The sequence below is a fragment of the Microbacterium sp. NPDC056052 genome (genome assembly GCF_042266785.1).
In the GTDB taxonomy this organism is placed as follows: Bacteria; Actinomycetota; Actinomycetes; order Actinomycetales; family Microbacteriaceae; genus Microbacterium.
The window spans coordinates 299,954-322,419 of sequence record NZ_JBHJWV010000006.1 but is presented as its reverse complement, the minus strand read 5'-3'; the positions used below and the strand labels follow the sequence as shown (position 1 = coordinate 322,419).

The 22,466-nt window shown below is 71.7% G+C and carries 23 protein-coding genes and 1 pseudogene; 15 read left to right on the top strand and 9 right to left on the bottom strand.

Translation table 11 applies throughout. The annotated features are described in order from the left end of the window. Both ACFC1J_RS13785 and ACFC1J_RS13780 read left to right on the top strand, forming a co-directional pair. Positions 1-492 (top strand): annotated as a pseudogene (locus ACFC1J_RS13785) (IS30 family transposase); the annotation flags it as partial. Positions 493-882: 390 nt separating this feature from the next. Continuing rightward, positions 883-1,404 (top strand): tyrosine-type recombinase/integrase, encoded by a 522-nt coding sequence (locus tag ACFC1J_RS13780; RefSeq protein ID WP_375907006.1) that lies wholly within the window; start codon positions 883-885, stop codon positions 1,402-1,404. Here ACFC1J_RS13780 and ACFC1J_RS13775 read toward each other — a convergent pair. Further along, complete coding sequence (locus ACFC1J_RS13775; RefSeq protein ID WP_375907004.1) at positions 1,358-2,806, bottom strand: NAD(P)H-quinone dehydrogenase; 1,449 nt, start codon at positions 2,804-2,806, stop codon at positions 1,358-1,360. The genes ACFC1J_RS13780 and ACFC1J_RS13775 overlap by 47 nt on opposite strands. Positions 2,807-2,983: 177 nt before the next feature. On the opposite strand from ACFC1J_RS13775, the gene ACFC1J_RS13770 reads away from it, so the two are divergent. The 3 genes from ACFC1J_RS13770 to ACFC1J_RS13760 all read left to right on the top strand — a co-directional run bounded on the left by ACFC1J_RS13770 (position 2,984) and on the right by ACFC1J_RS13760 (position 5,857). Next, positions 2,984-3,814, top strand: a complete 831-nt coding sequence (locus ACFC1J_RS13770; RefSeq protein WP_375907003.1) for a purine-nucleoside phosphorylase — start codon at positions 2,984-2,986, stop codon at positions 3,812-3,814. Beyond that, positions 3,811-5,505: a phospho-sugar mutase gene (locus tag ACFC1J_RS13765; protein WP_375907001.1), complete on the top strand. Its 1,695-nt coding sequence runs from the start codon at positions 3,811-3,813 to the stop codon at positions 5,503-5,505. Before ACFC1J_RS13770 ends, ACFC1J_RS13765 begins: the two co-directional genes overlap by 4 nt. Positions 5,506-5,602: 97 nt before the next feature. Next, entirely contained in the window at positions 5,603-5,857 is a 255-nt protein-coding gene (locus ACFC1J_RS13760) for an HPr family phosphocarrier protein (RefSeq protein ID WP_375906999.1), read from the top strand. A 42-nt stretch (positions 5,858-5,899) separates the two neighbouring features. Here the strand turns inward: ACFC1J_RS13760 and ACFC1J_RS13755 are convergent, their stop codons facing one another. Beyond that, the gene (locus ACFC1J_RS13755; RefSeq protein WP_375906997.1) at positions 5,900-7,846 is read right to left on the bottom strand and encodes a BglG family transcription antiterminator; all 1,947 of its coding nucleotides are present in this window, start codon (positions 7,844-7,846) and stop codon (positions 5,900-5,902) included. A 157-nt stretch (positions 7,847-8,003) separates the two neighbouring features. Between ACFC1J_RS13755 and ACFC1J_RS13750 the strand changes: the two genes are divergently transcribed. The 10 genes from ACFC1J_RS13750 to ACFC1J_RS13705 all read left to right on the top strand — a co-directional run bounded on the left by ACFC1J_RS13750 (position 8,004) and on the right by ACFC1J_RS13705 (position 17,461). Next, positions 8,004-8,315 carry a PTS sugar transporter subunit IIB gene (locus tag ACFC1J_RS13750; RefSeq protein ID WP_375906994.1) on the top strand — a complete coding sequence of 104 codons (312 nt, stop codon included), beginning with the start codon at positions 8,004-8,006 and terminating at the stop codon, positions 8,313-8,315. Next, on the top strand, positions 8,312-8,593 hold the full coding sequence (locus ACFC1J_RS13745; RefSeq protein ID WP_375906991.1) for an HPr family phosphocarrier protein: 282 nt from the start codon (positions 8,312-8,314) through the stop codon (positions 8,591-8,593). The genes ACFC1J_RS13750 and ACFC1J_RS13745 overlap by 4 nt, the downstream gene beginning before the upstream one ends. Then, positions 8,593-10,242, top strand: a complete 1,650-nt coding sequence (ptsP, locus tag ACFC1J_RS13740) for a phosphoenolpyruvate--protein phosphotransferase (protein ID WP_375906988.1) — start codon at positions 8,593-8,595, stop codon at positions 10,240-10,242. Before ACFC1J_RS13745 ends, ptsP begins: the two co-directional genes overlap by 1 nt. A gap of 38 nt (positions 10,243-10,280) precedes the next feature. Next, the gene (locus ACFC1J_RS13735) at positions 10,281-11,849 is read left to right on the top strand and encodes a PTS mannitol transporter subunit IICB (RefSeq protein ID WP_375906985.1); all 1,569 of its coding nucleotides are present in this window, start codon (positions 10,281-10,283) and stop codon (positions 11,847-11,849) included. 27 nt (positions 11,850-11,876) lie between these two features. Next, entirely contained in the window at positions 11,877-12,308 is a 432-nt protein-coding gene (locus tag ACFC1J_RS13730) for a PTS sugar transporter subunit IIA (RefSeq protein ID WP_375906983.1), read from the top strand. Further along, positions 12,308-13,459 carry a mannitol-1-phosphate 5-dehydrogenase gene (locus tag ACFC1J_RS13725; RefSeq protein ID WP_375906980.1) on the top strand — a complete coding sequence of 384 codons (1,152 nt, stop codon included), beginning with the start codon at positions 12,308-12,310 and terminating at the stop codon, positions 13,457-13,459. The genes ACFC1J_RS13730 and ACFC1J_RS13725 overlap by 1 nt, the downstream gene beginning before the upstream one ends. A gap of 47 nt (positions 13,460-13,506) precedes the next feature. Continuing rightward, positions 13,507-14,094 carry a GNAT family N-acetyltransferase gene (locus tag ACFC1J_RS13720; RefSeq protein ID WP_375906977.1) on the top strand — a complete coding sequence of 196 codons (588 nt, stop codon included), beginning with the start codon at positions 13,507-13,509 and terminating at the stop codon, positions 14,092-14,094. Between the two features lie 123 nt (positions 14,095-14,217). Beyond that, positions 14,218-15,561 carry a flavin-containing monooxygenase gene (locus tag ACFC1J_RS13715; protein ID WP_375906974.1) on the top strand — a complete coding sequence of 448 codons (1,344 nt, stop codon included), beginning with the start codon at positions 14,218-14,220 and terminating at the stop codon, positions 15,559-15,561. Continuing rightward, the gene (locus ACFC1J_RS13710; protein WP_375906971.1) at positions 15,558-16,511 is read left to right on the top strand and encodes a bile acid:sodium symporter family protein; all 954 of its coding nucleotides are present in this window, start codon (positions 15,558-15,560) and stop codon (positions 16,509-16,511) included. Before ACFC1J_RS13715 ends, ACFC1J_RS13710 begins: the two co-directional genes overlap by 4 nt. Beyond that, positions 16,508-17,461 (top strand): SDR family oxidoreductase, encoded by a 954-nt coding sequence (locus ACFC1J_RS13705; protein ID WP_375906968.1) that lies wholly within the window; start codon positions 16,508-16,510, stop codon positions 17,459-17,461. Before ACFC1J_RS13710 ends, ACFC1J_RS13705 begins: the two co-directional genes overlap by 4 nt. A gap of 31 nt (positions 17,462-17,492) precedes the next feature. On the opposite strand, the gene ACFC1J_RS13700 is transcribed toward ACFC1J_RS13705, so the two are convergent. From ACFC1J_RS13700 to ACFC1J_RS13670, 7 genes are all read right to left on the bottom strand, one after another. Further along, positions 17,493-17,930: a VOC family protein gene (locus ACFC1J_RS13700; RefSeq protein ID WP_375906965.1), complete on the bottom strand. Its 438-nt coding sequence runs from the start codon at positions 17,928-17,930 to the stop codon at positions 17,493-17,495. A 39-nt stretch (positions 17,931-17,969) separates the two neighbouring features. After that, the gene (locus tag ACFC1J_RS13695) at positions 17,970-18,290 is read right to left on the bottom strand and encodes a DMT family transporter (RefSeq protein ID WP_375906962.1); all 321 of its coding nucleotides are present in this window, start codon (positions 18,288-18,290) and stop codon (positions 17,970-17,972) included. Then, on the bottom strand, positions 18,287-18,700 hold the full coding sequence (locus ACFC1J_RS13690) for a DMT family transporter (protein WP_375906959.1): 414 nt from the start codon (positions 18,698-18,700) through the stop codon (positions 18,287-18,289). The genes ACFC1J_RS13695 and ACFC1J_RS13690 overlap by 4 nt, the downstream gene beginning before the upstream one ends. Beyond that, positions 18,687-19,565 (bottom strand): carbohydrate kinase family protein, encoded by an 879-nt coding sequence (locus ACFC1J_RS13685; RefSeq protein WP_375906956.1) that lies wholly within the window; start codon positions 19,563-19,565, stop codon positions 18,687-18,689. The genes ACFC1J_RS13690 and ACFC1J_RS13685 overlap by 14 nt, the downstream gene beginning before the upstream one ends. Next, positions 19,558-20,673, bottom strand: a complete 1,116-nt coding sequence (locus ACFC1J_RS13680; RefSeq protein WP_375906953.1) for an adenosine deaminase — start codon at positions 20,671-20,673, stop codon at positions 19,558-19,560. Before ACFC1J_RS13680 ends, ACFC1J_RS13685 begins: the two co-directional genes overlap by 8 nt. Before the next feature lie 98 nt (positions 20,674-20,771). Continuing rightward, positions 20,772-22,064 carry a thymidine phosphorylase gene (locus tag ACFC1J_RS13675; RefSeq protein WP_375906950.1) on the bottom strand — a complete coding sequence of 431 codons (1,293 nt, stop codon included), beginning with the start codon at positions 22,062-22,064 and terminating at the stop codon, positions 20,772-20,774. Next, positions 22,061-22,456, bottom strand: coding sequence for a cytidine deaminase (locus ACFC1J_RS13670; RefSeq protein ID WP_309341779.1), 396 nt, complete (start codon positions 22,454-22,456; stop codon positions 22,061-22,063). Before ACFC1J_RS13670 ends, ACFC1J_RS13675 begins: the two co-directional genes overlap by 4 nt. Between the last annotated feature and the right edge of the window lie 10 nt (positions 22,457-22,466).

The window sequence follows — 22,466 nt, the reverse complement described above, 5'->3', positions numbered from 1 at the left end:
CGAGTTCCCCGCCGATCTGGAGATGCGCGTGACGCACGAGACGATCTATCAGACGCTCTATCTCCAGGGTCGGGGGCAGCTGCGCCGGGATCTCGAGCGCACCACCCGCTATGTGATGCTCGTGCACCTCCCGGACGCACGCGACGCGACCACGGTCCGCAACGCGCTCTCCCGCACCATGACCGGCTTGCCCGCCCATCTGCGCAAGTCGTTGACCTGGGACCAGGGCAGCGAGCTCGCCGAGCATAAGAAGTTCCGGATCGAGACCGGCATCCCCGTGTTCTTCTGCGACCCCGCCTCGCCCTGGCAGCGCGGGGCGAACGAGAACCGAACGGGCTCCTACGCCAGTACTTCCCGAAGGGCACCGACCTCTCTGCGCACACCGCCGACGATCTCGCTCGCGTCGCCCACGAGCTCAACACCCGGCCCCGCAAGACCCTCGACTGGCAGACGCCCGCACAGCGCCTCGCTGCGCTCATCGACGCCGCCTAACCCCCGGACGCCCCAGGCTCAGTCCGCAACCCGGCTGAGCGATGCTCACCGACCCCAGAAACACCGAGAAGCCCCGGTCGACCATCACGGTCGACCGGGGCTTTCTGTCATGCTCTGAACTACATCGTGTTGCAACGACCGCGGGAATCCGCCCGATGGCGCGGCGGGTTCGGTTCACGGGCCGCCCGCCATCTCGGCCATACGCACTTGGGCTTCCAGGAACCTGACGAACGCACGTTCAGATTCCGAAGGTGACGAAGACGCGCGCGCGCCCCCTCACCGACGCGCAGGTGGAGACACTGCGCTCGGCCCTCCCAGCGGAGCTGCACGCGCTCATCACCTTCATGGCGGGGATGGGGCTCAGGCCTGGAGAAGCCCCCGGGGTGACTCGTGACCGCCTGCGGCTGCTCGGGAAGAGCCCCGTGGTCACCGTCGTACCGCGTGGTTCCGCTCGGTCACATCGTCGTCGCGGCACTGAACCAGCACATCGCGCGCTACCAGGTGCCAGCGGACGGCCTGGTGTTCACGCTCGGCGGCGAGCCCATCACCACGGACACGATGCGGCACCTGCTCACACCGATCAAGGCCGCAGTCGGGATGACCCCCGCGACAGGTACAGGCCTGCACGCTCCACGGCACTACTACGCACGTCTGCTGATCCGTCACGGCGAGTCCGTGAAGGTGGTCCCGTCGAACCTCGGGCACGCCTCCGCCGTCGAGACGCTGGATACCTACGCCCACCCGTGGCCGGGCTCCGCAGACCGCCGAGAGATGCTGTGGACAGCGTTCTCGGCAGTCTTGCGGACTCCTCGCGGACCGGCTCCCAATAGGAACCAAGGAAATACCTGGACAAGCCAGATCGTTGCTACTGCGCGATGTAGACCTGATGCATCGCGCGGGTGGCGTCGGTGATGCTGCTCGTGATCGACGGATAGGCGGCGAACACGCGCGACACCTGGTCGACGTTGAGGCGGCGCTCCACGGCGATCGCGAGCGGGTAGATCAGCTCCGAGGCGCGCGGGGCGACGATCACGGCGCCGATGACCGTGCCGGATCCCTTGCGCGCGATGATCTTCACGAAGCCGTCGCGGATCCCCTGCATCTTGGCGCGCGGGTTGGCCGCGAGAGGCAGCTTGTAGGCGATGCCGTCGGCCACGCCGTCCTCGATGTCCTTCTCCGAGAAGCCGATCGTGGCGATCTCCGGGGCGGTGAAGATGTTGGCGGTGATCTTCAGCTTCTCGAGCGGGATCACGATATCGCCGAGGGCGTGGAACACGGCCGTGCGGCCCTGCATCGATGCGACGGAGGCGAGCGGGAAGAAGTTCGTGCAGTCGCCGACCGCGTAGATGTTCGAAACCGAGGTGCGCGCGACCCTGTTGACACGGATGTGGCCCGACGCGGTCAGCTCGACGCCGACGTCCTCGAGACCGATCCCCGCCGTGTTCGGGATGGATCCGACCGCCATCAGGCAGTGGCTGCCCTCGACAGTGCGCCCGTCCGAGAGGGTCACGGTGACGCCGTCCGCGGTGCGCTCGACCTTATCCGCGCGGGACTTGGACAGCACCTGCATGCCGCCGCGCTTGAAGACCTTCTCGAGCACGTGCGCGGCGTCCTGGTCCTCGCCGGGGAGCACCTGGTCGCGGCTGGAGATCAGGGTCACCTTCGCGCCGAGGTTCATGTACGCCGACGCGAACTCGGCACCGGTGACGCCCGAACCGACCACGATGAGGTGCTCGGGCAGCGTCTTCATGTCGTACAGCTGCGTCCAGGTGAGGATCCGCTCGCCGTCCGGCTTGGCGGAGTCCAGCTCGCGCGGGGACGCCCCGACGGCGACGATGAGCGTATCGGCCTCGACGCGGTCGAACTCGGTGCCGTCCACGGAGGTCGCGACGACGATCGCGTTCGGACCGTCCAGGCGACCGTGGCCGGAGAGGATCGTCACGCCCGCGTCCAGCAGCGTCGTGCGCATGTCCTCGGACTGCTGGCCGGCGAGCGCCATCAGACGCTTGTTCACCGCCGCGAGGTTGATCGCGACCTGCGGCTTGAGCGGCTTGCCCTCGGCGCCCTTCGCGTAGAACTGCACGCCGAGGTCGGTGGCCTCGCTGATCGCGACCGCCGCATCGGCCGTGGCGATCAGGCTCTTGGAGGGCACGACATCGGTCAGCACGGCGGAACCGCCCACGCCGACCCGTTCGACGAGCGTCACCTCCGCCCCGAGCTGTGCCGCGGCGAGCGCCGCCTCGTAACCGCCGGGACCGCCACCGAGCACGGCGACACGCTGAGAGCGCTCGAACATCAAGGTCATGGGATCCATTCTTCCGCATCCGCCGCGCGGCCGGGATCAGCCGGCCCCGCGGCCGGGAAAGCGTTCCCTCCCCGTTCCCCGCGCGTTCCGTCCCCCGCGACACCGTCGTGAGCGCCGGCGCGCGGGACTGCCGCTCTTCCGCGCCCTCCTCGCCCGCTCGGGGCGCGGGGCCGTATCCTCGATCTCATGGCTGACTGGAACCACCCCCTCGACGACCCGAGCGCCGACCCCTTCGCGATCGCTGCTGAGGCCGCCTCCGACATCCACCGGCTCACCGGCGTCGAGCGTCACGACATCGCCGTCACCCTCGGCTCCGGCTGGGGCAAGGCCGCGGAGCTCATCGGCGAGACCGTCGCGACCATCCCCGCCACCGAGGTCACCGGCTTCTCCAAGCCCGCGCTGGAGGGCCACGTCGGCACGCTCCGCAGCATCGTCACCCCCGGCGGGAAGAACGTGCTCGTGATCGGCGCACGCACCCACTACTACGAGGGCCACGGCGTCCGCAGGGTCGTGCACAGCGTGCGCACCGCCGCGGCCACGGGGGCCAAGACCATGGTGCTCACCAACGGCGCCGGCGGGATCCGCGAGACCTGGAAGCCGGGACAGCCGGTGCTGATCAGCGACCACCTCAACCTCACCGCGGATTCGCCGCTCGAGGGCGCGACCTTCATCGACCTCACCGACCTCTACAGCGCGCGCCTGCGCGACCTCGCGCGCACGATCGACCCGAGCCTCGACGAGGGCGTCTACACGCAGTTCCGCGGCCCGCACTACGAGACGCCGGCCGAGGTGCAGATGGCGAAGGCGATCGGCGGCCACATCGTCGGCATGTCCACCGCGCTCGAGGCGATCGCCGCCCGTCAGGCCGGCATGGAGGTCCTCGGCTTCTCGCTCATCACGAACCTGGCCGCGGGGATCCAGAAGACCCCGCTCAGCCACGCCGAGGTGATCGAGGCGGGACGCGAGGCGGAGCCCGTCATCTCGGACCTGCTGGCCCGCGTGATCGGGGCGCTGTGAGCGCGCAGGAGGCGACGCTGCTCACGCAGGCGCGCGCCTGGCTCCGTCAGGATCCCGATCCGGAGACCCGCGACGAGCTCGCCGGTCTCATCACGAGCGCCGGATCCGGCGACGAGGCGGCCCTCGCCGATCTCGCCGACCGCTTCTCCACGCGTCTCGCCTTCGGCACCGCCGGACTGCGCGGCGAGCTCGCCGCCGGGTCCAACCGGATGAACCGGGTGCTCGTGGCCCAGGCCGCCGCCGGCTTCGCCGCGTACCTGTCCGAGAAGGCATCGGGCGGCATCGCGCCGACCGTGGTCATCGGGTACGACGGGCGCAAGAACTCCCGGGTGTTCGCGAAGGACTCGGCCGAGATCTTCGCGGGCGCGGGCCTGCGGGCGATCCTGCTGCCGCGGCTGCTGCCGACCCCGGTGCTCGCGTTCGCGGTGCGCCATCTCGGCGCGGACGCCGGCGTGATGGTCACCGCGAGCCACAACCCGCCGAACGATAACGGCTACAAGGTGTACCTCGGGGGCGCGGACCAGGGCTCCCAGATCGTCTCGCCCGCCGACGCCGAGATCGCCGCGCACATCCAGCAGGTGGCAGACCGCGGCGACGCGCTGGGCATCCCGCGCTCCGCGGCCTACGAGACCGCCGGCGAGGACGTCGTCGAGGCCTACGTCGCCGCGACCGCCGCCGTGGCACCGGCCCCGGTCGGCACGGCAGGGCTGCGCTGGGTCTACACCGCCATGCACGGGGTGGGCTGGGAGACGTTCTCCCGCATCATCGGCGAAGCCGGGTACCCCGCACCGTGGACCGTGAGCGAGCAGCGCGACCCCGATCCCGCCTTCCGCACGGTGTCCTTCCCCAATCCGGAGGAGCCCGGCGCCATGGACCTCGCATTCGCGAAGGCGCGCACGCTGGGCGCGGAGCTCGTGATCGCGAACGACCCCGATGCGGACCGGCTCGCCGTCGGCATCCCCGACGAGACCGCGGAGGGCGGCTGGCGCCGGCTCACCGGCAACGAGGTCGGCCTGCTGCTCGGCTGGCGCGCCGCACGGGCGGCGACCACGGACGGCCCCGCCGCACCTGGGACCTCGCTCGCCTGCTCGCTCGTGTCCTCCCCCGCGCTCGGCGCGGTCGCCGAGCGGTACGGGCTGGACTTCCACGAGACCCTCACCGGCTTCAAGTGGATCTCCCGCGCTCCCGGCATCGCGTTCGGCTACGAGGAGGCCCTGGGCTACCTCGTGAACCCGGATACCGTGCGCGACAAGGACGGCATCTCCGCCGCGGTCGCCCTGCTCGGGCTCGCCGCGGAGGCGCGCGGGCGTGACGCGACGCTCGCGGATCTGCTCGAGGAGGTCGCCGCCGAGGTCGGCCACTTCGCGAGCGGACAGGTGTCGATCCGCGTCGAGGACGTCGCCGTGATCGGCCGGATCATGGCCGCGCTGCGGCAGGATCCCCCCGCCGCGTTCGGCGAGACCGCGATCTCGTCGGTCGAGGATCTCCTCACGGCCGCCGAGGGCGCGCCCGCCGGCGATGTGCTGCGCTACCGTCTCGCAGACGGCTCCCGGGTGATCGTGCGCCCGAGCGGCACCGAGCCCAAGCTCAAGGTGTACCTCGACGCGCGCGCGGACTCCGGCGAGGCGGCCCGCGCCGCCATCGCCGCGCTGGACGCCGCGATCCGCGAGCTGCTGACCCGGCTGGGTTGACGATGCGCGCCCGCATCCCCGCGGACGGGGGCGTGACCTCCGGCACGTCCTGCACCCGTGCCGCGGGGAGCGGAACGACGGCGAAGGAGTCCGCTGCATGACCTCCCGGACGGTCATCATCAGGGCCGAGGGCGGTGCGCATGCGCGCCCCGTCGCGGAGCTCGTGCGACTGGCGATGGCGCACCCCGAGCCGGTCGAGCTGACGACCGCGGAGGGACGCCGCGTCGATCTCGGCAGCGTGCTCGCGGTGATGGACCTGGCGCTCGTCCCCGGCGACGCCGTCGTGCTGACCGCCGACGGGCCGGGGGCGGACGATCTGCTGGACGCGCTGGCGAAGGTGCTGGACGGCTGACCGGGCCGCCGGACCCCTGACCCGCCCTGGCAAGGACCGGCGTCAGCCGTCGATCACGGCGACGAGTTCATCCAGGAAGCCCGCGAACGTGCCCCCTCGGCGCACGATCCGCTGCACGCTTTCGCCCTCGCCGAACACCTCGACGAGCTGCTCGAACACCGTCTGGAAAGCGTCCCTGTCCTGCTCGCTGAACGCGGCGAGCGCGACGACCTGCACTCGCCCGGTCCCCCACGCCACCGACCCCGCGGCCACGCCCACCGCGATCGCGGTGCGTCTCGCGGTCATCTGCAGGGCGTGCGGCACGGCCAGCGCGTCGCTGAACGCGGTCGAGGACAGCCGCTCCCTGTGGATCGTGTTGTCGATGTAGTCCTCGCCGATCAGTCCCGCCTCGACGAGGCGCCCGCCGAGCAGCCGGATGATCCCCTCCTCGCCGATGTCGGGCAGCGGATGCACGTACGCGTCCGCGGAGAGGTAACGGGACAGCTCCTCGCGCAGCCGGGTCAGTCTGCGGGCGCGCCGGAGCCGGGCCGCGGCCTGCTGCACGCGCTCCACGTCCGCCTCGGTGAGGAACGGCTGGATGAGCACGACCCGCTCGGCGGCGACCGGCAGCGGCACGGTGCTCAGGACGAGATCGGTGTCGATCTCCGACTCGTGCGGATCCATCGCGGTGATGACCCGCACGACCTCGATGCCCTGGCCGAGCGAGCGATCCACCCGCGAGCGCAGCACCTCGTGCAGCTCGTAGTAGCCGGGGCAGACGATCGTCGCGGTGAGCAGGGACGCGGCGCGACGGCTGCGCTCGAGACGACCGCCGATGTGCATCGCCACGTAGGCGATCTCATCATCGTCGGCGCGCAGTCCGAGCCGTTCCTGCAATCCGCCGACCACGGATACCGCAACCTCGAAGATCATCGGATACGCCGACTTCAGCGACCGGGTCAGCGGGTTCCGGGCGCGCGACTGCTCCTGCGCACGGCGGAGCAGATTCTGCACGTGCAGGGCGAGGCGCAGTACGAAGGCGTCGTCCACGAGGTCGACCTGGTAGTCCGCGGAGGCCTGCACGACCTCCGCGCGCACCGCGGCCTCGACGACGGGGTCGAGGCCCGCGCGAGCGAGCGTGGCGGCGTCCGTGCCGCCGGGCGTCACGATCCGCGTCAGCACGAGACGGGCGAGGTGCGCGAGGTCTCCGGCGCCGAGCTCGACGCCGAGCCGTTCGCGGGAGAGCCGGCCGATCAGCTCGGCCACGGGGTCCCCGGCCGTTTCCGCGGTCTCGCCGTCCAGCTCGCGCCCCGCCGCCACCCGGTCCGCCGCGATCGCGATGTGCAGCAGCACGTCGGCGATCGCCAGCTCGTTGACGTAGTAGCCGAGCCCGCTCAGCTCGGCCACGAGCCCGGTCCGGAACGGCGCCACGGCCTCGGGCGGGATCGATCCGCCGCCGAGCGCGAGGCGGAACGGATCCAGCGGGAAGTCGGCCGCGTCCATCTCGTCGTGGGCGAGCCGGGAGAGCAGTCGGCGCTGGTCGCGCTCGGCGCCGCGCAGCCGCACGATGTCCCTGTCGCGCTCCAGCACGAGCCTGCTGCCCGATGACGCCCCGGCCCCCGTCGCCGCCCCGTCCAGCAGCGAGCGCACCTTCGCGAGGTCGGCCTCCAGGGTGGCCTCGCTGACGTGCAGACGTTCGGCGGTCTCGAAGACGTCGATGCCGTCCGGGTCGTCCAGCAGCGACCGGACCAGCCCGTGCAGCCGAGCGCGCGGGGTGGAATCGGCGCCGGCGCGCGCGGCGAGCGCCGCGCGGGCCGAGGCTCCGGCCCGGTAGCCGGCGGCGCCGGAGACGACCGCGTCGCCGCCCGGAACCCGGGCGTTCAGGGCGGTCACGTAGGCACGGACGCTGCGCGGGGTGACGCCGAGAAGGTCCGCCAGGCGCGGCCCCGTGACCCAGGAGTCCTCACGCAGCAGCGCGCTCAGCAGCCGGTCCTGCCGTCGAATCGACACCCGTTGTCCCCTCGCCGTCCCGTGCTCCGCACGCTCATCTCATGATGTCAGGATCCACGTCGCGGAGGGGCGGAACGCGCGTTCCGCCCCGGCGGAAGGGAACCTGGTGGCCCCGCCGCACACCCCCGCCGAACAATGGCGGGGAAGGGATGAATCGATGAAGATCCAGGTGATCTGCGGCGCCGGTGCCTCCAGCACCTTCGTCGCGGGGCGGCTGCGCCGGGCCGCGCAGGCCGCCGGCTCCGAGTGGGAGATCGCGGCGGCACCGCTGGGCGGCGTCGACCCCTTCGCCGATGTCGTCCTGCTGGGTCCGCACATCGCCGACCGCCGCGAGGAGATCGCCCGCGAGGCGCCCCGTTCGCGGGTCGTCGTGCTGCCGGAGGACGCCTTCACCGACCTCGACGGAACGCGCGTCCACGCCATCGTGCGCGCCGTCGTCGACGACACCGCACCGAAAGGAACGCCATGACCGCGCTCACCCGCACCGTCCGCATCGGCTCCTCGCACGGACTGCACGCCCGCCCCGCGAAGATCTTCGCGCAGGCCGCGAAGGAGACCGGCATTCCGGTGACGATCACGAAGGACGCCGGTAAGGCGGTCAACGCCGCCAGCATCCTCGGCGTCATCGCGCTCGGCCTCGAGCAGGGCGACTACGTCTCCCTCTCCGCCGACGGCGACGGGGCCGAGGCCGCCCTGGACAGGCTCGCCGAGCTGCTCGTCACCGACCACGACGAGGGCGCGGCCTGATGGCCGCCCTCCGTGGGGTCGGGATCGGGCAGGGCGTCGCGACGGGCCCCGTCCGACGGATGGCCGAGGCCCTGCCCGCTCCGGAGAACACGCCGAGCAGCGCCGGCGCCGACGCCGAGCGCGCCAGGGTCGAGGAGGCGATCTCCTACGTCGCTGCCGATCTGACCCGGCGCGCCGAGGCCGTCGCCGGCACCGCGCGCGAGGTCCTCGAGGCGCAGGCCATGATCGTCGAGGATCCGACTCTCGCCGACGAGGTCGAGGAGCGGATCGCTGCCGGCGCCACCGCCGAGTGGGCCGTGCACGACGCGTTCGCAGGCTTCCGCGCCTCGCTTGAAGCGGTCGGCGGCTATCTCGCCGAGCGCGCCGCCGATCTCGACGACATCGCCCAGCGCGTGCTGGCGCGCCTGCGCGGAGTCGCCGCCCCCGGCGTCCCGGAGCCCGGTCACCCCTTCGTCCTCGTCGCGCGCGACCTCGCCCCTGCCGACACCGCGCTGCTCGACCTGGACCAGGTGCTCGCGCTGGTCACGACGGACGGCGGCCCGACTTCGCATACCGCGATCCTGGCCCGCGAGAAGGGCATCGTCGCCGTCGTCGGTGCGGTCGACGCGGTCTCCCTCGCCGACGACGAGACGGTGATCGTGGACGCCGCGGCGGGGACCGTGGCCACCGATCCGAGCGCCGACGAGCTCGCCCGCGCTGCCGAGCGCGCCGCCGAACGACAGGCCGTGGACGCCGCACCGGCCTCGCCCGGCGCCCTCGCCGACGGTACTCCGATCGCGCTGCTCGCGAACCTCGGCAAGCCCGGGGACGCCGCGGACGCGGCGGCCAGGGGCGCGGAGGGCGTCGGCCTGTTCCGCACCGAGTTCCTGTTCCTCTCGGCGACGCACGCTCCCACGGTGTCGGTGCAGCGCGAGGCGTACCGAGAGCTGCTCGCCGCTTTCCCCGGCCGCAAGGTCGTCGTGCGCGTGCTCGATGCGGGGGCGGACAAGCCGCTGCCCTTCCTCAACGACGCGCACGAGGAGAACCCGGCGCTCGGGCTCAGAGGGCTGCGCGCCCTCCGCGCCAGCGAGGACATCCTCCGCGAGCAGCTGACCGCCCTCGCGGAGGCGGACGCCGAGACCGAGGCTGATCTGTGGGTCATGGCGCCGATGGTCGCGACCGTCGAGGAGACCGTCTACTTCACCGCCCTGGCCCGCGAGTACGGGCTGCGCACGGCCGGGATCATGGTCGAGGTGCCCGCGTCGGCGCTGCTGGCCGACCGGCTGCTCGCGCACGCGGACTTCGCCTCGATCGGCACGAACGACCTCACCCAGTACACGATGGCCGCCGACCGGCTGCTCGGATCCGTCGCCTCGTTCCAGGATCCCTGGCATCCCGCCGTGCTGCGCCTCGTCGCCGAGGTCGGCCGCGCCGGCCGCGAACTCGGCAAGCCCGTCGGAGTGTGCGGCGAGGCCGCCGCCGATCCCCTGCTCGCCGTGGTGCTCGTCGGCCTCGGCGTCGGCTCGCTGTCGATGGCGCCCTCCGCGCTCGCCGACGTGCGCCAGACGCTCTCCCGGCACACGCTCGACGACGCCCGGCGCATCGCCACCGCCGCCCTGGGCGCGGACGACGCGGCCTCGGCGCGCGCCGCCGCGCAGGCGGCCGCCTGATCCCCTCCCCCGATCCACAGAAAGAAAGAGCTGACATCATGACGACGACGTCACCCGCCACCTCGCAGCCCGGATCCGTCCGGGTCATCGTGCAGAGGTTCGGCACCTTCCTCTCCGGCATGATCATGCCGAACATCCCCGCGCTCATCGCCTGGGGCATCTTCACCGCCTTCTTCATCCCCGTCGGCTGGACCCCCAACGCGGACCTGTCGACCATCGTCGGCCCGATGATCCACTACCTCCTGCCGATCCTGATCGCCTACACCGGAGGCCACATGGTCTACGGCCTGCGCGGCGCCGTCGTCGGCGCGATCGCGACCTTCGGCGTGATCGCCGGCTCGGACAACCTCATCGCGCTTTTCAACGCGGCCGCGATCAAGGCGAACCCGGACGCCGCCCCGCTCGGGCAGATCCACATGTTCATCGGGGCGATGATCATGGCCCCGCTGGCCGCCTACACGATGAAGTGGCTGGATGGCCTGTGGGCCGGCAAGGTCAAGGCCGGCTTCGAGATGCTCGTGAACATGTTCTCGGCCGGCATCTGGGGCTTCGTCATGGCGATCATCGGCTTCTACCCCATCGCCTGGCTCGTCAACGGCCTGATGAACCTGCTCAGCACGGCCGTGAACTGGCTCGTCTCCAACCACCTGCTGCCCCTGACCAGCATCCTCATCGAGCCCGCCAAGGTGTTCTTCCTGAACAACGCCATCAACCACGGTGTCCTCACCCCGCTGGGGCTGGAGCAGGCCGCCGGCCCGCAGCACAAGTCGATCCTGTTCCTGCTCGAGGCGAACCCCGGCCCGGGCGTCGGCCTGCTCCTCGCGTTCACCCTGTTCGGCATCGGGGCCGCTCGCGCGTCCGCCCCTGGCGCGGCCGTGATCCAGTTCATCGGCGGCATCCACGAGGTCTACTTCCCGTACGCGCTCATGAAGCCGACCCTGATCCTGGCGCTGATCGCCGGCGGCATGACCGGCGTCACCACCAACGTGCTGTTCAACGACGGCCTGCGCGCCCCCGCGGCGCCGGGCAGCATCATCGCGGTCATCGCGCAGACGTATCAGACCGACTATCTCGGCGTGATCCTCTCCGTGGTGCTCTCGGCGGCGGTCACGTTCGTGATCGCGGCGATCATCCTGCGCGCGTCCCGCAAGAGGGATCTCGCGGCGGAGGCCGCGGGCGTGGGGACGTTCGCGTCCGCGATCAGCAAGACGGAGGCCAACAAGGGCAAGAAGTCGGATCTCCTCGACGGCATGCGCACCGAGGACGCGGCCGCTCCGGCCGCACACGCCGAGGGCGCCGTCGCGACCGACCGCAGGATCGACCGCATCGTCTTCGCGTGCGACGCCGGCATGGGCTCCTCCGCGATGGGGGCGAGCGTGCTGCGGAACAAGATCAAGAAGGCCGGCATCGACGGCGTCGACGTCACCAACAAGGCGATCGCGAACCTCGATGGCAGCGAGGACCTGATCATCACCCAGCAGCAGCTGACGGACCGGGCGAAGTCCCGCAACGGGGACGCGATCCATGTGTCCGTGGACAACTTCATGAATTCGCCGAAGTACGACGAGGTCGTCGAGATGGTGCGCCGCCAGCGCGGCGACGCCTGACCCCGGCCGAACGAGAGGAACCCCGAGATGAGCATCCTGACCCCCGATCGCGTCCGCATCCACGCCGGCTCCGCCACCCAGGAGGAGGCGCTGCAGGAGGCGGCGGGCCTCCTGGTCGCCGCAGGCGCGGTGACGCCCGCCTACCTCGACGCCATGCGGCAGCGCGAGCAGACCGTGTCGACGTACATGGGAAACGGGCTCGCCATCCCGCATGGCACGAACGAGGCGAAGGACGAGATCCTCGCCTCCGCGCTCTGCGTCGTGCGCTACGACGGCGGCGTGGACTGGGCGGGAGACCCCGCGACGTTCGTGATCGGCATCGCCGGGCGCGGCGACGAGCATCTGGAGATTCTGTCGCAGATCGCGATCACCTTCTCCGAGGAGGACGAGGTGGCGCGCCTCGCCGCCGCCACCACGCCCGAGGAGCTGTACGCGCTGCTGTCGGCGGTGAACGACTGATGCCCCTCGCGGTGCACTTCGGCGCGGGCAACATCGGCCGCGGCTTCGTCGGCCTGCTGCTGCACGAGGCCGGCTACGACCTCGTGTTCTCCGACGTCGCCTCCGAGCTGGTCGACGCCATCAACGCGACGTCGGAGTACACCGTGCACGAGGCGGGACCGGGCGGGCACGATCACGTCGTCACCGGGTTCCGCGCGGTCGACAGCCGCCGCGACCCGGACGCGGCGGCCGATGCCGTCGCCGCCGCCGACGTCGTGACCACCGCGGTCGGGCCGACGGTGCTCCGCTTCGTCGCGCCGGTGATCGTGGCCGGACTCGAGCGCCGCCCGGCCGGCGCCCCGCCGGTGGCGATCATGGCGTGCGAGAACGCGATCGGGGCGACGGACCTGCTCCGCGAGGAGATCGTCGCGGCCGCCGGAGAGCGCGCGCCGGAGCTGCTGGCGAAAGCGGTGTTCGCGAACACCGCCGTGGATCGCATCGTCCCCGCGCCCCAGGCCTCGAACGGGATCGACGTCACCGTCGAGCCGTACGTCGAGTGGGCGATCGAGGCCGGCCCCTTCGCCGGGAACGCTCCTCGGATCCCCGGCGCGCACTTCGTCGACGCGCTCGCGCCGTACATCGAGCGCAAGCTGTTCACGGTGAACACCGGCCATGCGGCGACCGCGTACCTGGGCGCCAGGGCCGGCTTCGCCACGATCGCGGAGTCGCTCGCCGAGCCCGCGATCGAGGCGGCCGTGGAGGCCGCGCTGGAGGAGACGTCCGCGGTGCTGGTCGCCCGTCACGGGCTGGATCCGGCCGATCTCGCGGCCTACCGCGCGCGGATCCTCGAACGCTTCCGCAACCCGGAGCTGCCCGACACCGTGCAACGGGTGGGGCGGCAGCCGCTGCGCAAGCTCTCCCGCCACGAGCGGTTCGTGGGGCCCGCGGCCGAGGCGGCCGAGCAAGGGCTGCGCACCGAAGCACTGGTGGAGGCGATCGGAGCCGCGCTCGCCTTCGCGGATCCGGCGGACGAGGAGGCCGTCCGTCTGCAGGAACTCCTGCGCGTGCGGACCGCGGACGAGCTGGTGGCCGAGGTGACCGGTCTTGATGCCGGCCACCCGCTGTTCCCCGCCGTGCGCGACGCCGTGGCGGCACGGCAGGCCGCGCTCTGACCCTCGAGCGTATCGGGGCACGGCCCGCGCCCCGATACGCTCGGATCATGGACTTCGCGGCGCCCGTCACCCTCGAGAACGACTTCGTGCGGCTGGAGCCGCTGAACCCCGGCCACGCCGAAGACCTCGCCCTCGCGACCGCCGGGCTCGAGGACCGCTGGTACACCTCGGTCCCGTCCGCCGAGGGCGTCCCCGCGGAGATCGCGCGCCGCCGTGCGCTGCATGCCGAGGGCGCCATGAACCCGTTCGCGATCATGCGCCTCGACACGGGACGCGCGGTCGGGATGACGACGTTCTGCACCATCGACCAGGCCAACCGCACCGTCGAGATCGGCTACACCTGGCTGTCGCCCGAGGTGCACGGCACGGCCGTGAACCCGTCCGCCAAGCGCCTGCTGCTGGGACATGCCTTCGAGAAGTGCGACGCGATCAGAGTGCAGTTCTGCACGCACTTCCACAACCGGCAGTCCCGCACCGCGATCGAGCGGCTCGGGGCGAAGCGGGACGGCATCCTGCGCAACGACCGCATCGGACCCGACGGCGCCTTCCGCGACACCGTGGTGTACTCGATCCTCCCCCACGAGTGGCCCGCCGTCCGCAACGGCCTCGACGCCCGACTCGACAAGCGCCGCTGAGCCCCCCCCCCCCCCCCGGACCGGCACCGGCCCGCGAAGCCGCACTCGCCTGCGCTCTCAGCGGAACGATAGGATCGGGGCACTGCGCGCGGAGACCCCGAGCCGCGCCCGGATGAGGAGAGCATGACGACGAAGTCATATGCCGTGATCGGCGCCGGCCCCTCCGGACTCGCGGTCATGCGCGCGCTGCAGAAGGCGGGCATCGACGCCACCGGGTACGAGGCGTCCCACGGCGTCGGCGGACTGTGGGACATCACGAACCCGCGCAGCACGATGTACTCCTCCGCACACCTGATCTCCTCGCGAACCACGACCGAGTTCACCGAGTTCCCGATGGACAGCGACGTCGACTACCCGGGGCACCGTGTGCTCAAGCGCTATTTCGAGGACTACGCGGACGAGTTCGGGCTGCGCGAGCGCTTCCGCTTCGGCACAAGGGTGGATCGCCTGGAGCGCGACGGTGCCGGGTGGATCCTGCACGCCACGGCCCAGGACGAGGACGGCGCCACCACAGCTCTCGCCCGGCACCACGACGGCGTGATCCTCGCCAACGGCACGCTCGCCGAACCGAACGTCCCGGCGTTCCCCGGAGAGTTCGCGGGCGAGATCATGCACACCAGCGCCTACAAGGATCCCGCGCAGCTCGCGGGCCGGCGCGTGCTCATCATCGGCGCGGGCAACTCCGGCTGCGACATCGCGGTGGACGCCGTGCACCACGCCGAGAGCGCGGACATGAGCGTGCGCCGCGGCTACTACTTCGTGCCGCGCTACCTGTTCGGCCGGCCCAGCGACACCCTCAACCAGGGCCGGCCGCTGCCCGCGCGGCTCAAGCAGGCGATCGACTCCCGCGTGCTGCGCGCGTTCACGGGTGACCCGACGCGCTTCGGCTTCCCCCGGCCCGATTACCGCATCTACGAATCGCATCCGATCGTGAACACCCTCGTGCTGAACCACCTCGGTCAGGGCGACCTGCGCATACGGGCCGACGTCGAGCGCTTCGGCGGCACCACGGTGCGCTTCCGCGACGGCACCGCCGGCGACTACGACCTCATCCTGCTCGCGACCGGATACGCCCTGGACTACCCGTTCGTCGACCGCGAGCACCTCAACTGGACGGGCGCCTCGCCGCGGCTGTTCCTGAACGTGTTCCCGCCGTCGTTCAACGGCCTGTACATGATGGGGATGATCGAGGCCAGCGGGATCGGCTGGCAGGGCCGCTACGAGCAGGCCGAGCTGATCGCCGCCTACCTCGCCGCCGAGGACGCGGATCCGGCCCGCGCCGCGCGCTTCCGCGACAGGGTGACGGCGCAGTCGTGGCCCGACCTCACCGGCGGGTACCGCTACCTGGGCCTCGCGCGCATGTCCTACTACGTCAACAAGGACGCCTACCGGCGCGCGGTGCGCACCGAGAAGGACGCCCTCTCCGACAGCACGGCCCCGGCCGGCGCGGGGCACGGGGGCGCATGAACGTCGACGACGTCGTGGTGCACTTCGCGCCCGGCACGCTGACGATCCTCAACGTCGTCCTCGGGCTCATCATGCTCGGGATCGCGCTGGACACCTCGCCGAAGGACTTCCGGGTGGTGCTGACGCACCCCAAGCCCTTCGTCGTGGCGATCCTCGCGCAGCTACTGGTGCTTCCCGCCGTCACCTTCGGCCTCACCATGATCCTGCCGGTGACGCCGTCCATGGCGCTCGGCATGATCCTCGTCGCGTGCTGCCCGCCCGGCAACATCTCCCAGGTGCTCACCCATCGCTCCGGCGGCAACACCGCCCTGTCCGTCTCGATGACGGCGGTCGGCAACCTGCTCTACATCGTCGCGATGCCTCTGAGCATCGCGTTCTGGGGATCCCTGCATCCCACGGCCCGGCACCTGCTGCACCGGGTCGCGGTGAACCCGTGGCAGATGCTGCTGGAGATCCTGCTGATCATCGGCCTTCCGTTCGCGCTCGGCCTGCTGCTGCGCGCCCGCCTGCCGCGCCTGGCGACGCGCGTGCAGCCGTTCGTGCGCTGGTTCGGCCTGCTGGCCCTCGTCGGCTTCATCGTCGGTGCGCTCGCGGGAAACTGGGCCGTCTTCGTCGGCGTGATCGGATCCGTGCTGCTCGTCGTCGCGATCCACGATGCGGTCTCGCTCGCGATCGGATACGGCACCGCCGTCCTCGGCGGGCTCGGCACCCGCGAGCGCAAGGCGATGACCTTCGAGGTCGGCATCCGCAACGCCGGCCTCGGGCTCGGCCTGGTGTTCACGTTCTTCGGCGGGCTCGGCGGCATGGCGGTCGTCGCCGGCTGGTGGGGCGTGTGGGACATCGCCGCGGGACTCTGTGTCGCTACGCTCTGGGGCATGCACACCACGCGCCGCACCGGTTCGCGCACCGGCGATGCCTCCCGCCGAGCCGTCAGGGCAGGAGACCGATGAGACGCGTCCTGGTCACCGGCGGCGCCGGCTTCCTCGGCAGCAGAGTCACCGGGCTGCTGTCCGATCATCCCGGGGTCGACGTCGTCCTCTCCGGCGACCTCCGCGAGTCCGAGGTGCCCGGCGTCGTCTCGGTCGAGGTGGACGTCACGGATCCGCGCGGGCTGCCGGAGCTGCTGCGCCATCATCGCATCGACACGGTCGTGCATCTGGCCGCGATCGTGAATCCGGGCCGCGATGTGCAGGGCGAGTTCCGCGTCGACGTGCAGGGCTCGTCCAACGTGCTGGCGGCCTGCGTGGAGGCCGGCGTGCGCCGCCTCGTCGTCTCGAGCTCCGGCGCCGCGTACGGCTACCACGCCGACAATCCGGACTGGATCGACGAGACGGACCCGCTCCGCGGGAACGACGAGTTCCCGTACTCCCGGCACAAGCGCATGGTCGAGGAGATGCTCGCCGCCGCACGCACCACGCACCCGGCCCTGGAGCAGGTGATCTTCCGGATCGGCACGATCCTCGGCCCCACCGTGCGCAATCAGATCACGGCGCTGTGGGACGCGAACCGGATCCTGCACATCGCGGGATCCGATTCGCCCTTCGTGTTCGTGTGGGTGGACGACGTCGCCGCGGCGATGGTGCGCGCCGCCCTCGGCGAGGGTCCCGCCGGGATCTACAACGTGGCGGGCGACGGGGCGCTGACCGTGCCGCAGATCGCGCGACGGCTGCGCAAACCGCTGCTGACGATCCCCGCGCCGCTGCTCGCGATCGCCCTCGCGATCGGCAGCGCGCTGCGCCTGACCGATCACGGACCAGAGAAGATCCGCTTCCTGCGCTACCGGCCCGTGCTGCGCAACGACCGGCTGAAGGACGAGTTCGGCTACACGCCGCGGCTCACCTCGGCGGAGGCCTTCGAGGAGTACCTGCGCACGCACCCCGACGTCGTGCGCGCCGGCTGACGCACACGCGTCCCCGCCGCGGATGTCGCCGTCAGGCCGACGGCAGCTCCTGGGCGAGCATCACCAGGATGCCGCTGGGTCCGCGGAGGTAGGTGAGCTTGTACACGTCCTGATAGTTCGCGACGCCCCGCAGCGGGACGCAGCCGTGACGCGCGGCGATCTCCAGGGACTCGTCGATGTCGTCGACCGCGAAGGCGACCCGGTGCATGCCGATCTCGTTCGGGAGCGTCGGCGCCGTCTCGATCGCGTCGGGATGGATGTACTCGAACAGCTCGATCCGCCCGTGCCCGTCCGGCGTCTGCAGCACGGCGATCCGCGCGTGGTTGCCGTCGAGACCGACCGCGGTGTCGGCCCACTCCCCCGAGACGGTGTCGCGCCCGAGCACGGTGAGCCCGAGGTCGGTGAAGAAGGCGATGGTCGCCTCGAGATCGCGGACGGCGATGCCGACATTGTCCATGCGTATGGCCATGCCCCGCACTCTACGCCGCCCGCATCGCGCGTCACGGCGTCAGTGCGTGCCGGCCTCGACCAGGATCACGCCGCCGACGATCACGGCGAGACCGATCGCCGTCATTACCGAGATGCGGTCGCGGAACAGGAGGCGTCCGAGCACGGCGGTGGCGGCGACGCCGAGCGCCGCCCAGACGGCATACGCGATGCCCACCGGCATCCCCAGCGCCAGCACGGTTCCGAGCAGCACATACGAGGCGAGGTAGCCGAGCACGATCGCCGGGACGTGGCGCCGGCGCCGGAAGCCCTCCGACGCGCGCAGGCTCAGCGTGGCGGTCACCTCGGAGGCGATCGCGCCGAGCAGCAGCAGCCAGGTCATGAGGCGTCCCCCGATCCGCCGCGGGCGTGCCGGGTGCCGAGCTCGGCGAGCAGGACCCCGGCGATGATGACGCCGAGCCCGACGAGGGAGAGCGGGCTCAGCGCCTCGGCGAACAGCGCCGCGGCCGCGAGCGCCGTGAGCGCCACGCCGATCGCCGACCAGATCCCGTAGGCGACGCCCACGGGCATCCCGCGGGTGAGCACCACCCCGAGCAGCCAGAAGGATCCGCCGTAGCCGAGGACGATCACGCAGAGCCACCACCAGGATCCGCCCGTCGACACCGCTCGCAGGCTCAGCGTGGCGCTGACCTCCAGCACGATGGCGAGCAGCAGGGGCGGCCAGACGCCGGCCGGGCGGGAAGCGCGCGCCTCCCCGTCCGGCGCGCGACCCGCGGGGTCAGGCGAGGACATCGTCGAGCAGCGGATGCAGATGCCGTGAGCGCAGGACCGTCGCGGCGGCGGCAGCGCCTGCGGCGAGCGCGTCGCCCACGGCATCGCCCGCGAGCGTCGCGTCGAGCACTCCGGCGAAGAACGCGTCGCCCGCGCCGTTGGTGTCCACGACCTCGACCGGAACCGCCGCCACGCGATGCCGCACGCCGTCCCGGTCCACCGCGATCGCGCCCTCCGCGCCCAGCGTGCAGACCGCGAGCGCGGCGCCGGCGTCGATGCAGCGGCGCAGGAAGCCCTCGGGATCCGGCAGCCGGTCGGCGTTGCAGAAGAGCACGTCGGCGGCCTCGAGGAACGGCCGGTGGAACGCCGCGGCACCGTCGTAGTCGTGCAGGTCGACCCAGATCGGGGCGCCGGCCGCCCGCGCCTCCTCGAGCGCGACGAGCCCCTCGGCGGAGAGGTCGAGCACGATCGCCGCGGCACCCGCGAGCGCGGGCGCATCGCCACCGGTCTCCTCCTGCCCCGGTGCGAGCTCGGGAGACGACAGGAACAGTGAGACCCGCTCGCCGGCCCCGGTCATGAGGTTCAGATGGCGCTCGGAGGCCAGGGCCTCGCGGAGGCCGAGCAGGGGCACCCCGGCACGGCCGAGCGCGTCGCGGATCCGCAGCCCGGCAGGATCCCGGCCGACCCTCGCGCGGAGCGACACCGCGCGTCCGAGACCCCGCAGGCTCAGCGCCTTGCCCGCGCTCGTCCCCCCGACGGTCTGCCAGTCCGCCTCGGCGAACTGCATATGAGGCGTCGGGTCGGGCAGCCTGTCCAGCAGCACGATCGTGTTCCACGACACCGCGCCCACGATCGCGACGCGCCCCTCATCGGGGGCTTCACTCATCGAAGCCCTCGGCGATCAGTTCGACGAGCTCCTCACGCTCCTCGACGGGGAGGAAGGCGCCGGCGGCCGCGTTGAACTGGAAGGTCTCGAGGTCTTCCAGGTCGTAGCCGAACGCGTCCACGAGCAGGGCCATCTCACGCGTCAGCGAGGTCGCGCTCATGGTGCGGTTGTCGACGTTCACGGTCACGGCGAAGCCGAGCTGGTAGAGCAGGTCGAACGGGTGGTCGCCGAACTCGGTTCCCCACGCGGCGATCGCGCCGGTCTGCAGGTTCGAGGACGGCGAGAGCTCGAGCGGGATCTCCCGGTCGCGCACCCAGCGCGCCAGATCGCCGAAGCGGACCTGCACCTCCTCGCCGTCGCGGTCGACGATCTCCAGATCTTCCGCGATGCGCACGCCGTGGCCGAGGCGGAGCGCCCGGCCGTCGACGAGGGCGGAGCGGATCGAGTCCGGTCCCGCGGCCTCGCCCGCGTGCACGGTCGCGGGGAACATCTGCCCGGCCAGGTACTCGAAGGTCTCCCGGTAGCGCGAGGACGGATAGCCCGCCTCGGGGCCCGCGGTGTCGAAGCCGACCACGCCGCGATCGCGGTTGGCGACCGCGAGCTCGGCGATCTCGCGCACCCGGTCGGTCTGCCGCATCGCGGAGAGCAGCTGCCCCACCCTGATGCTCTTGCCCCGGCTCTCCGCGGCGTCCTCCGCCTCGTCGATGCCGTCCTGCACGGCGTCGACCGCCTGCTGCAGGCTGAGCCCGGCGGTCACGTGCAGCTCGGGCGCCCAGCGCACCTCTCCGTACACGACGCCGTCGCGCACCAGGTCCTCGACGAACTCGCGCGAGATGCGGCGCAGGTTCTCGGCGCTCTGCATGACGGAGAGCGACACGTCGAACGTCTTCAGGTAGTCGACCAGGGATCCCGCCGCGGCTTGGGTGCGGAACCACATCGCCAGCGCCGTCGGGTCCGTGTGCGGCAGCTCGATCCCCGCCGCATCGGCGAGCTCGATGATCGTGGCGGGACGCACCCCGCCGTCGAGGTGATCGTGCAGCGAGACCTTGGGGAGACTGCGGAGGGACAGGCCCTCGACCTCCAGGTCGCCGTTCGCGTCGATGGGCATGACAGATCCTTCCTCAGCGGTCGATCGATGGGAATCGTCAGGGATGTTCCGAGAGGAACCGGACGGGGCGCCGCGCGGACGCCGCGCCCGGAATCAGCCTAGGCCGTGATGCGCTCGCGCACGAGGGGCGCGCGCTCGATGTGCTCCGCGCCGATCTCCCACGCGCCGTCGACCGCGTCCAGGGCCCGGTCGAACCGGGCCGTGTCGTCGGCGGACAGGGTGAAGACCGGATCCCCCGCGCGCACGGCGTCGCCGGGCTTCACGTGCAGGTCGATGCCCGCGGCGAACACCACGGCGTCCTCGGCACGGGCGCGGCCCGCACCCAGGCGCCAGGCGCCGATGCCGAACGGCAGCGCGTCCATGCGGGTCACGAATCCGTCCGAGGGCGCGGTCACGGTGTGCGTCTCGCGCGCGACCGGGAGCGCCGCGTCGGGGTCGCCGTCCTGCGCGCGGATCATCGCCTTCCACGAGTCCATCGCACGGCCGTCGTCGAGCGCCTTCTCGACGTCCGCGTCGGGCTGGCCGCTGAGCGCCAGCATCTCGCGGGCGAGGGCGAGGGTGAGCTCGCGGACGTCGGCGGGCCCGCCGCCGGCCAGCACCTCGACCGACTCGCGCACCTCGTTCGCGTTGCCGATCGCGAGGCCCAGCGGGACGTTCATGTCGGTGAGCAGCGCAGTGGTGTGCACGCCGGAGTCGGTGCCGAGCGCGACCATGGTGCGGGCGAGCTCGCGGGCGCGGTCGATGTCCTGCATGAAGGCGCCGGATCCGAACTTCACGTCCAGCACGAGCGCATCGGTGCCCTCGGCGATCTTCTTCGACATGATGCTCGAGGCGATCAGCGGGATCGCCTCGACCGTGCCGGTGACGTCCCGCAGCGCGTAGAGCTTCTTGTCCGCGGGGGCGAGGCCGGATCCCGCCGCGCAGATCACGGCGCCGACATCGCCCTGCAGCTGCGCGAACATCTCCTCGTTGCTGAGCGCGGCGCGCCAGCCCGGGATCGCCTCGAGCTTGTCCAGGGTGCCGCCGGTGTGGCCGAGGCCGCGACCGCTCAGCTGCGGGACCGCCACACCGAAGCAGGCCACGAGCGGCGCGAGCGGCAGCGTGATCTTGTCCCCCACGCCGCCGGTGGAGTGCTTGTCGACGGTCTTCTTGCCGAGGGCGGCGAAGCTCATCCGCTCCCCCGACGCGATCATGGCGTCGGTGAGCACGCGGATCTCGTCACGCTCCATGCCGCGCTGGAACACGGCCATCGCGAACGAGGCCATCTGCGGATCCGTGACGTAGCCGCGCGTGTAGGCGTCGACCATCCAGCGCAGCGCGGGCTCCGGAACGGTCCCGCCGTCGCGCTTGGCGCGGATCACATCGACGGCATCGAAAGGCTCAACACTCAACGGACGTTCTCCAGATCTCTCGGCCCGAACGCGTCGGGCAGCACTTCGTCGATGGTCCTGATGCCGGACACGGTCTCGAGCAGCATCCCCGGTGCGGAGTGCTCGTACAGCAGCTGCCTGCAGCGGCCGCAGGGCATGATCGTCTCGCCCTCGCCGTTCACGCAGAGGAACGCGACGAGGCGCCCGCCGCCCGACATGAACAGGTCGCCGACCATTGCGCACTCGGCGCACAGCGTGACGCCGTACGAGGCGTTCTCGACGTTGCAGCCAGAGACGATCCGGCCGTCGTCGACGAGCGCCGCGGCGCCCACCCGGTAGTGCGAGTACGGCGCATAGGCCTTCTGCTGGGCCTCGTCGGCGACGCGACGCAGCTCGTCCCAGTCGATGTCCATGAATGTCCTC

What these genes read in the sequence shown, in the direction of transcription:
- ACFC1J_RS13775 (WP_375907004.1), bottom strand. Translation starts at nt 2,806, where the DNA reads ATGGATCCCATGACCTTGATGTTCGAGCGCTCTCAGCGTGTCGCCGTG.
- ACFC1J_RS13770 (WP_375907003.1), top strand. Translation starts at nt 2,984, where the DNA reads ATGGCTGACTGGAACCACCCCCTCGACGACCCGAGCGCCGACCCCTTC.
- ACFC1J_RS13760 (WP_375906999.1), top strand. Translation starts at nt 5,603, where the DNA reads ATGACCTCCCGGACGGTCATCATCAGGGCCGAGGGCGGTGCGCATGCG.
- ACFC1J_RS13750 (WP_375906994.1), top strand. Translation starts at nt 8,004, where the DNA reads ATGAAGATCCAGGTGATCTGCGGCGCCGGTGCCTCCAGCACCTTCGTC.
- ACFC1J_RS13745 (WP_375906991.1), top strand. Translation starts at nt 8,312, where the DNA reads ATGACCGCGCTCACCCGCACCGTCCGCATCGGCTCCTCGCACGGACTG.
- ptsP (WP_375906988.1), top strand. Translation starts at nt 8,593, where the DNA reads ATGGCCGCCCTCCGTGGGGTCGGGATCGGGCAGGGCGTCGCGACGGGC.
- ACFC1J_RS13735 (WP_375906985.1), top strand. Translation starts at nt 10,281, where the DNA reads ATGACGACGACGTCACCCGCCACCTCGCAGCCCGGATCCGTCCGGGTC.
- ACFC1J_RS13730 (WP_375906983.1), top strand. Translation starts at nt 11,877, where the DNA reads ATGAGCATCCTGACCCCCGATCGCGTCCGCATCCACGCCGGCTCCGCC.
- ACFC1J_RS13725 (WP_375906980.1), top strand. Translation starts at nt 12,308, where the DNA reads ATGCCCCTCGCGGTGCACTTCGGCGCGGGCAACATCGGCCGCGGCTTC.
- ACFC1J_RS13720 (WP_375906977.1), top strand. Translation starts at nt 13,507, where the DNA reads ATGGACTTCGCGGCGCCCGTCACCCTCGAGAACGACTTCGTGCGGCTG.
- ACFC1J_RS13715 (WP_375906974.1), top strand. Translation starts at nt 14,218, where the DNA reads ATGACGACGAAGTCATATGCCGTGATCGGCGCCGGCCCCTCCGGACTC.
- ACFC1J_RS13710 (WP_375906971.1), top strand. Translation starts at nt 15,558, where the DNA reads ATGAACGTCGACGACGTCGTGGTGCACTTCGCGCCCGGCACGCTGACG.
- ACFC1J_RS13705 (WP_375906968.1), top strand. Translation starts at nt 16,508, where the DNA reads ATGAGACGCGTCCTGGTCACCGGCGGCGCCGGCTTCCTCGGCAGCAGA.
- ACFC1J_RS13700 (WP_375906965.1), bottom strand. Translation starts at nt 17,930, where the DNA reads ATGGCCATACGCATGGACAATGTCGGCATCGCCGTCCGCGATCTCGAG.
- ACFC1J_RS13695 (WP_375906962.1), bottom strand. Translation starts at nt 18,290, where the DNA reads ATGACCTGGCTGCTGCTGCTCGGCGCGATCGCCTCCGAGGTGACCGCC.
- ACFC1J_RS13690 (WP_375906959.1), bottom strand. Translation starts at nt 18,700, where the DNA reads ATGTCCTCGCCTGACCCCGCGGGTCGCGCGCCGGACGGGGAGGCGCGC.
- ACFC1J_RS13685 (WP_375906956.1), bottom strand. Translation starts at nt 19,565, where the DNA reads ATGAGTGAAGCCCCCGATGAGGGGCGCGTCGCGATCGTGGGCGCGGTG.
- ACFC1J_RS13680 (WP_375906953.1), bottom strand. Translation starts at nt 20,673, where the DNA reads ATGCCCATCGACGCGAACGGCGACCTGGAGGTCGAGGGCCTGTCCCTC.
- ACFC1J_RS13670 (WP_309341779.1), bottom strand. Translation starts at nt 22,456, where the DNA reads ATGGACATCGACTGGGACGAGCTGCGTCGCGTCGCCGACGAGGCCCAG.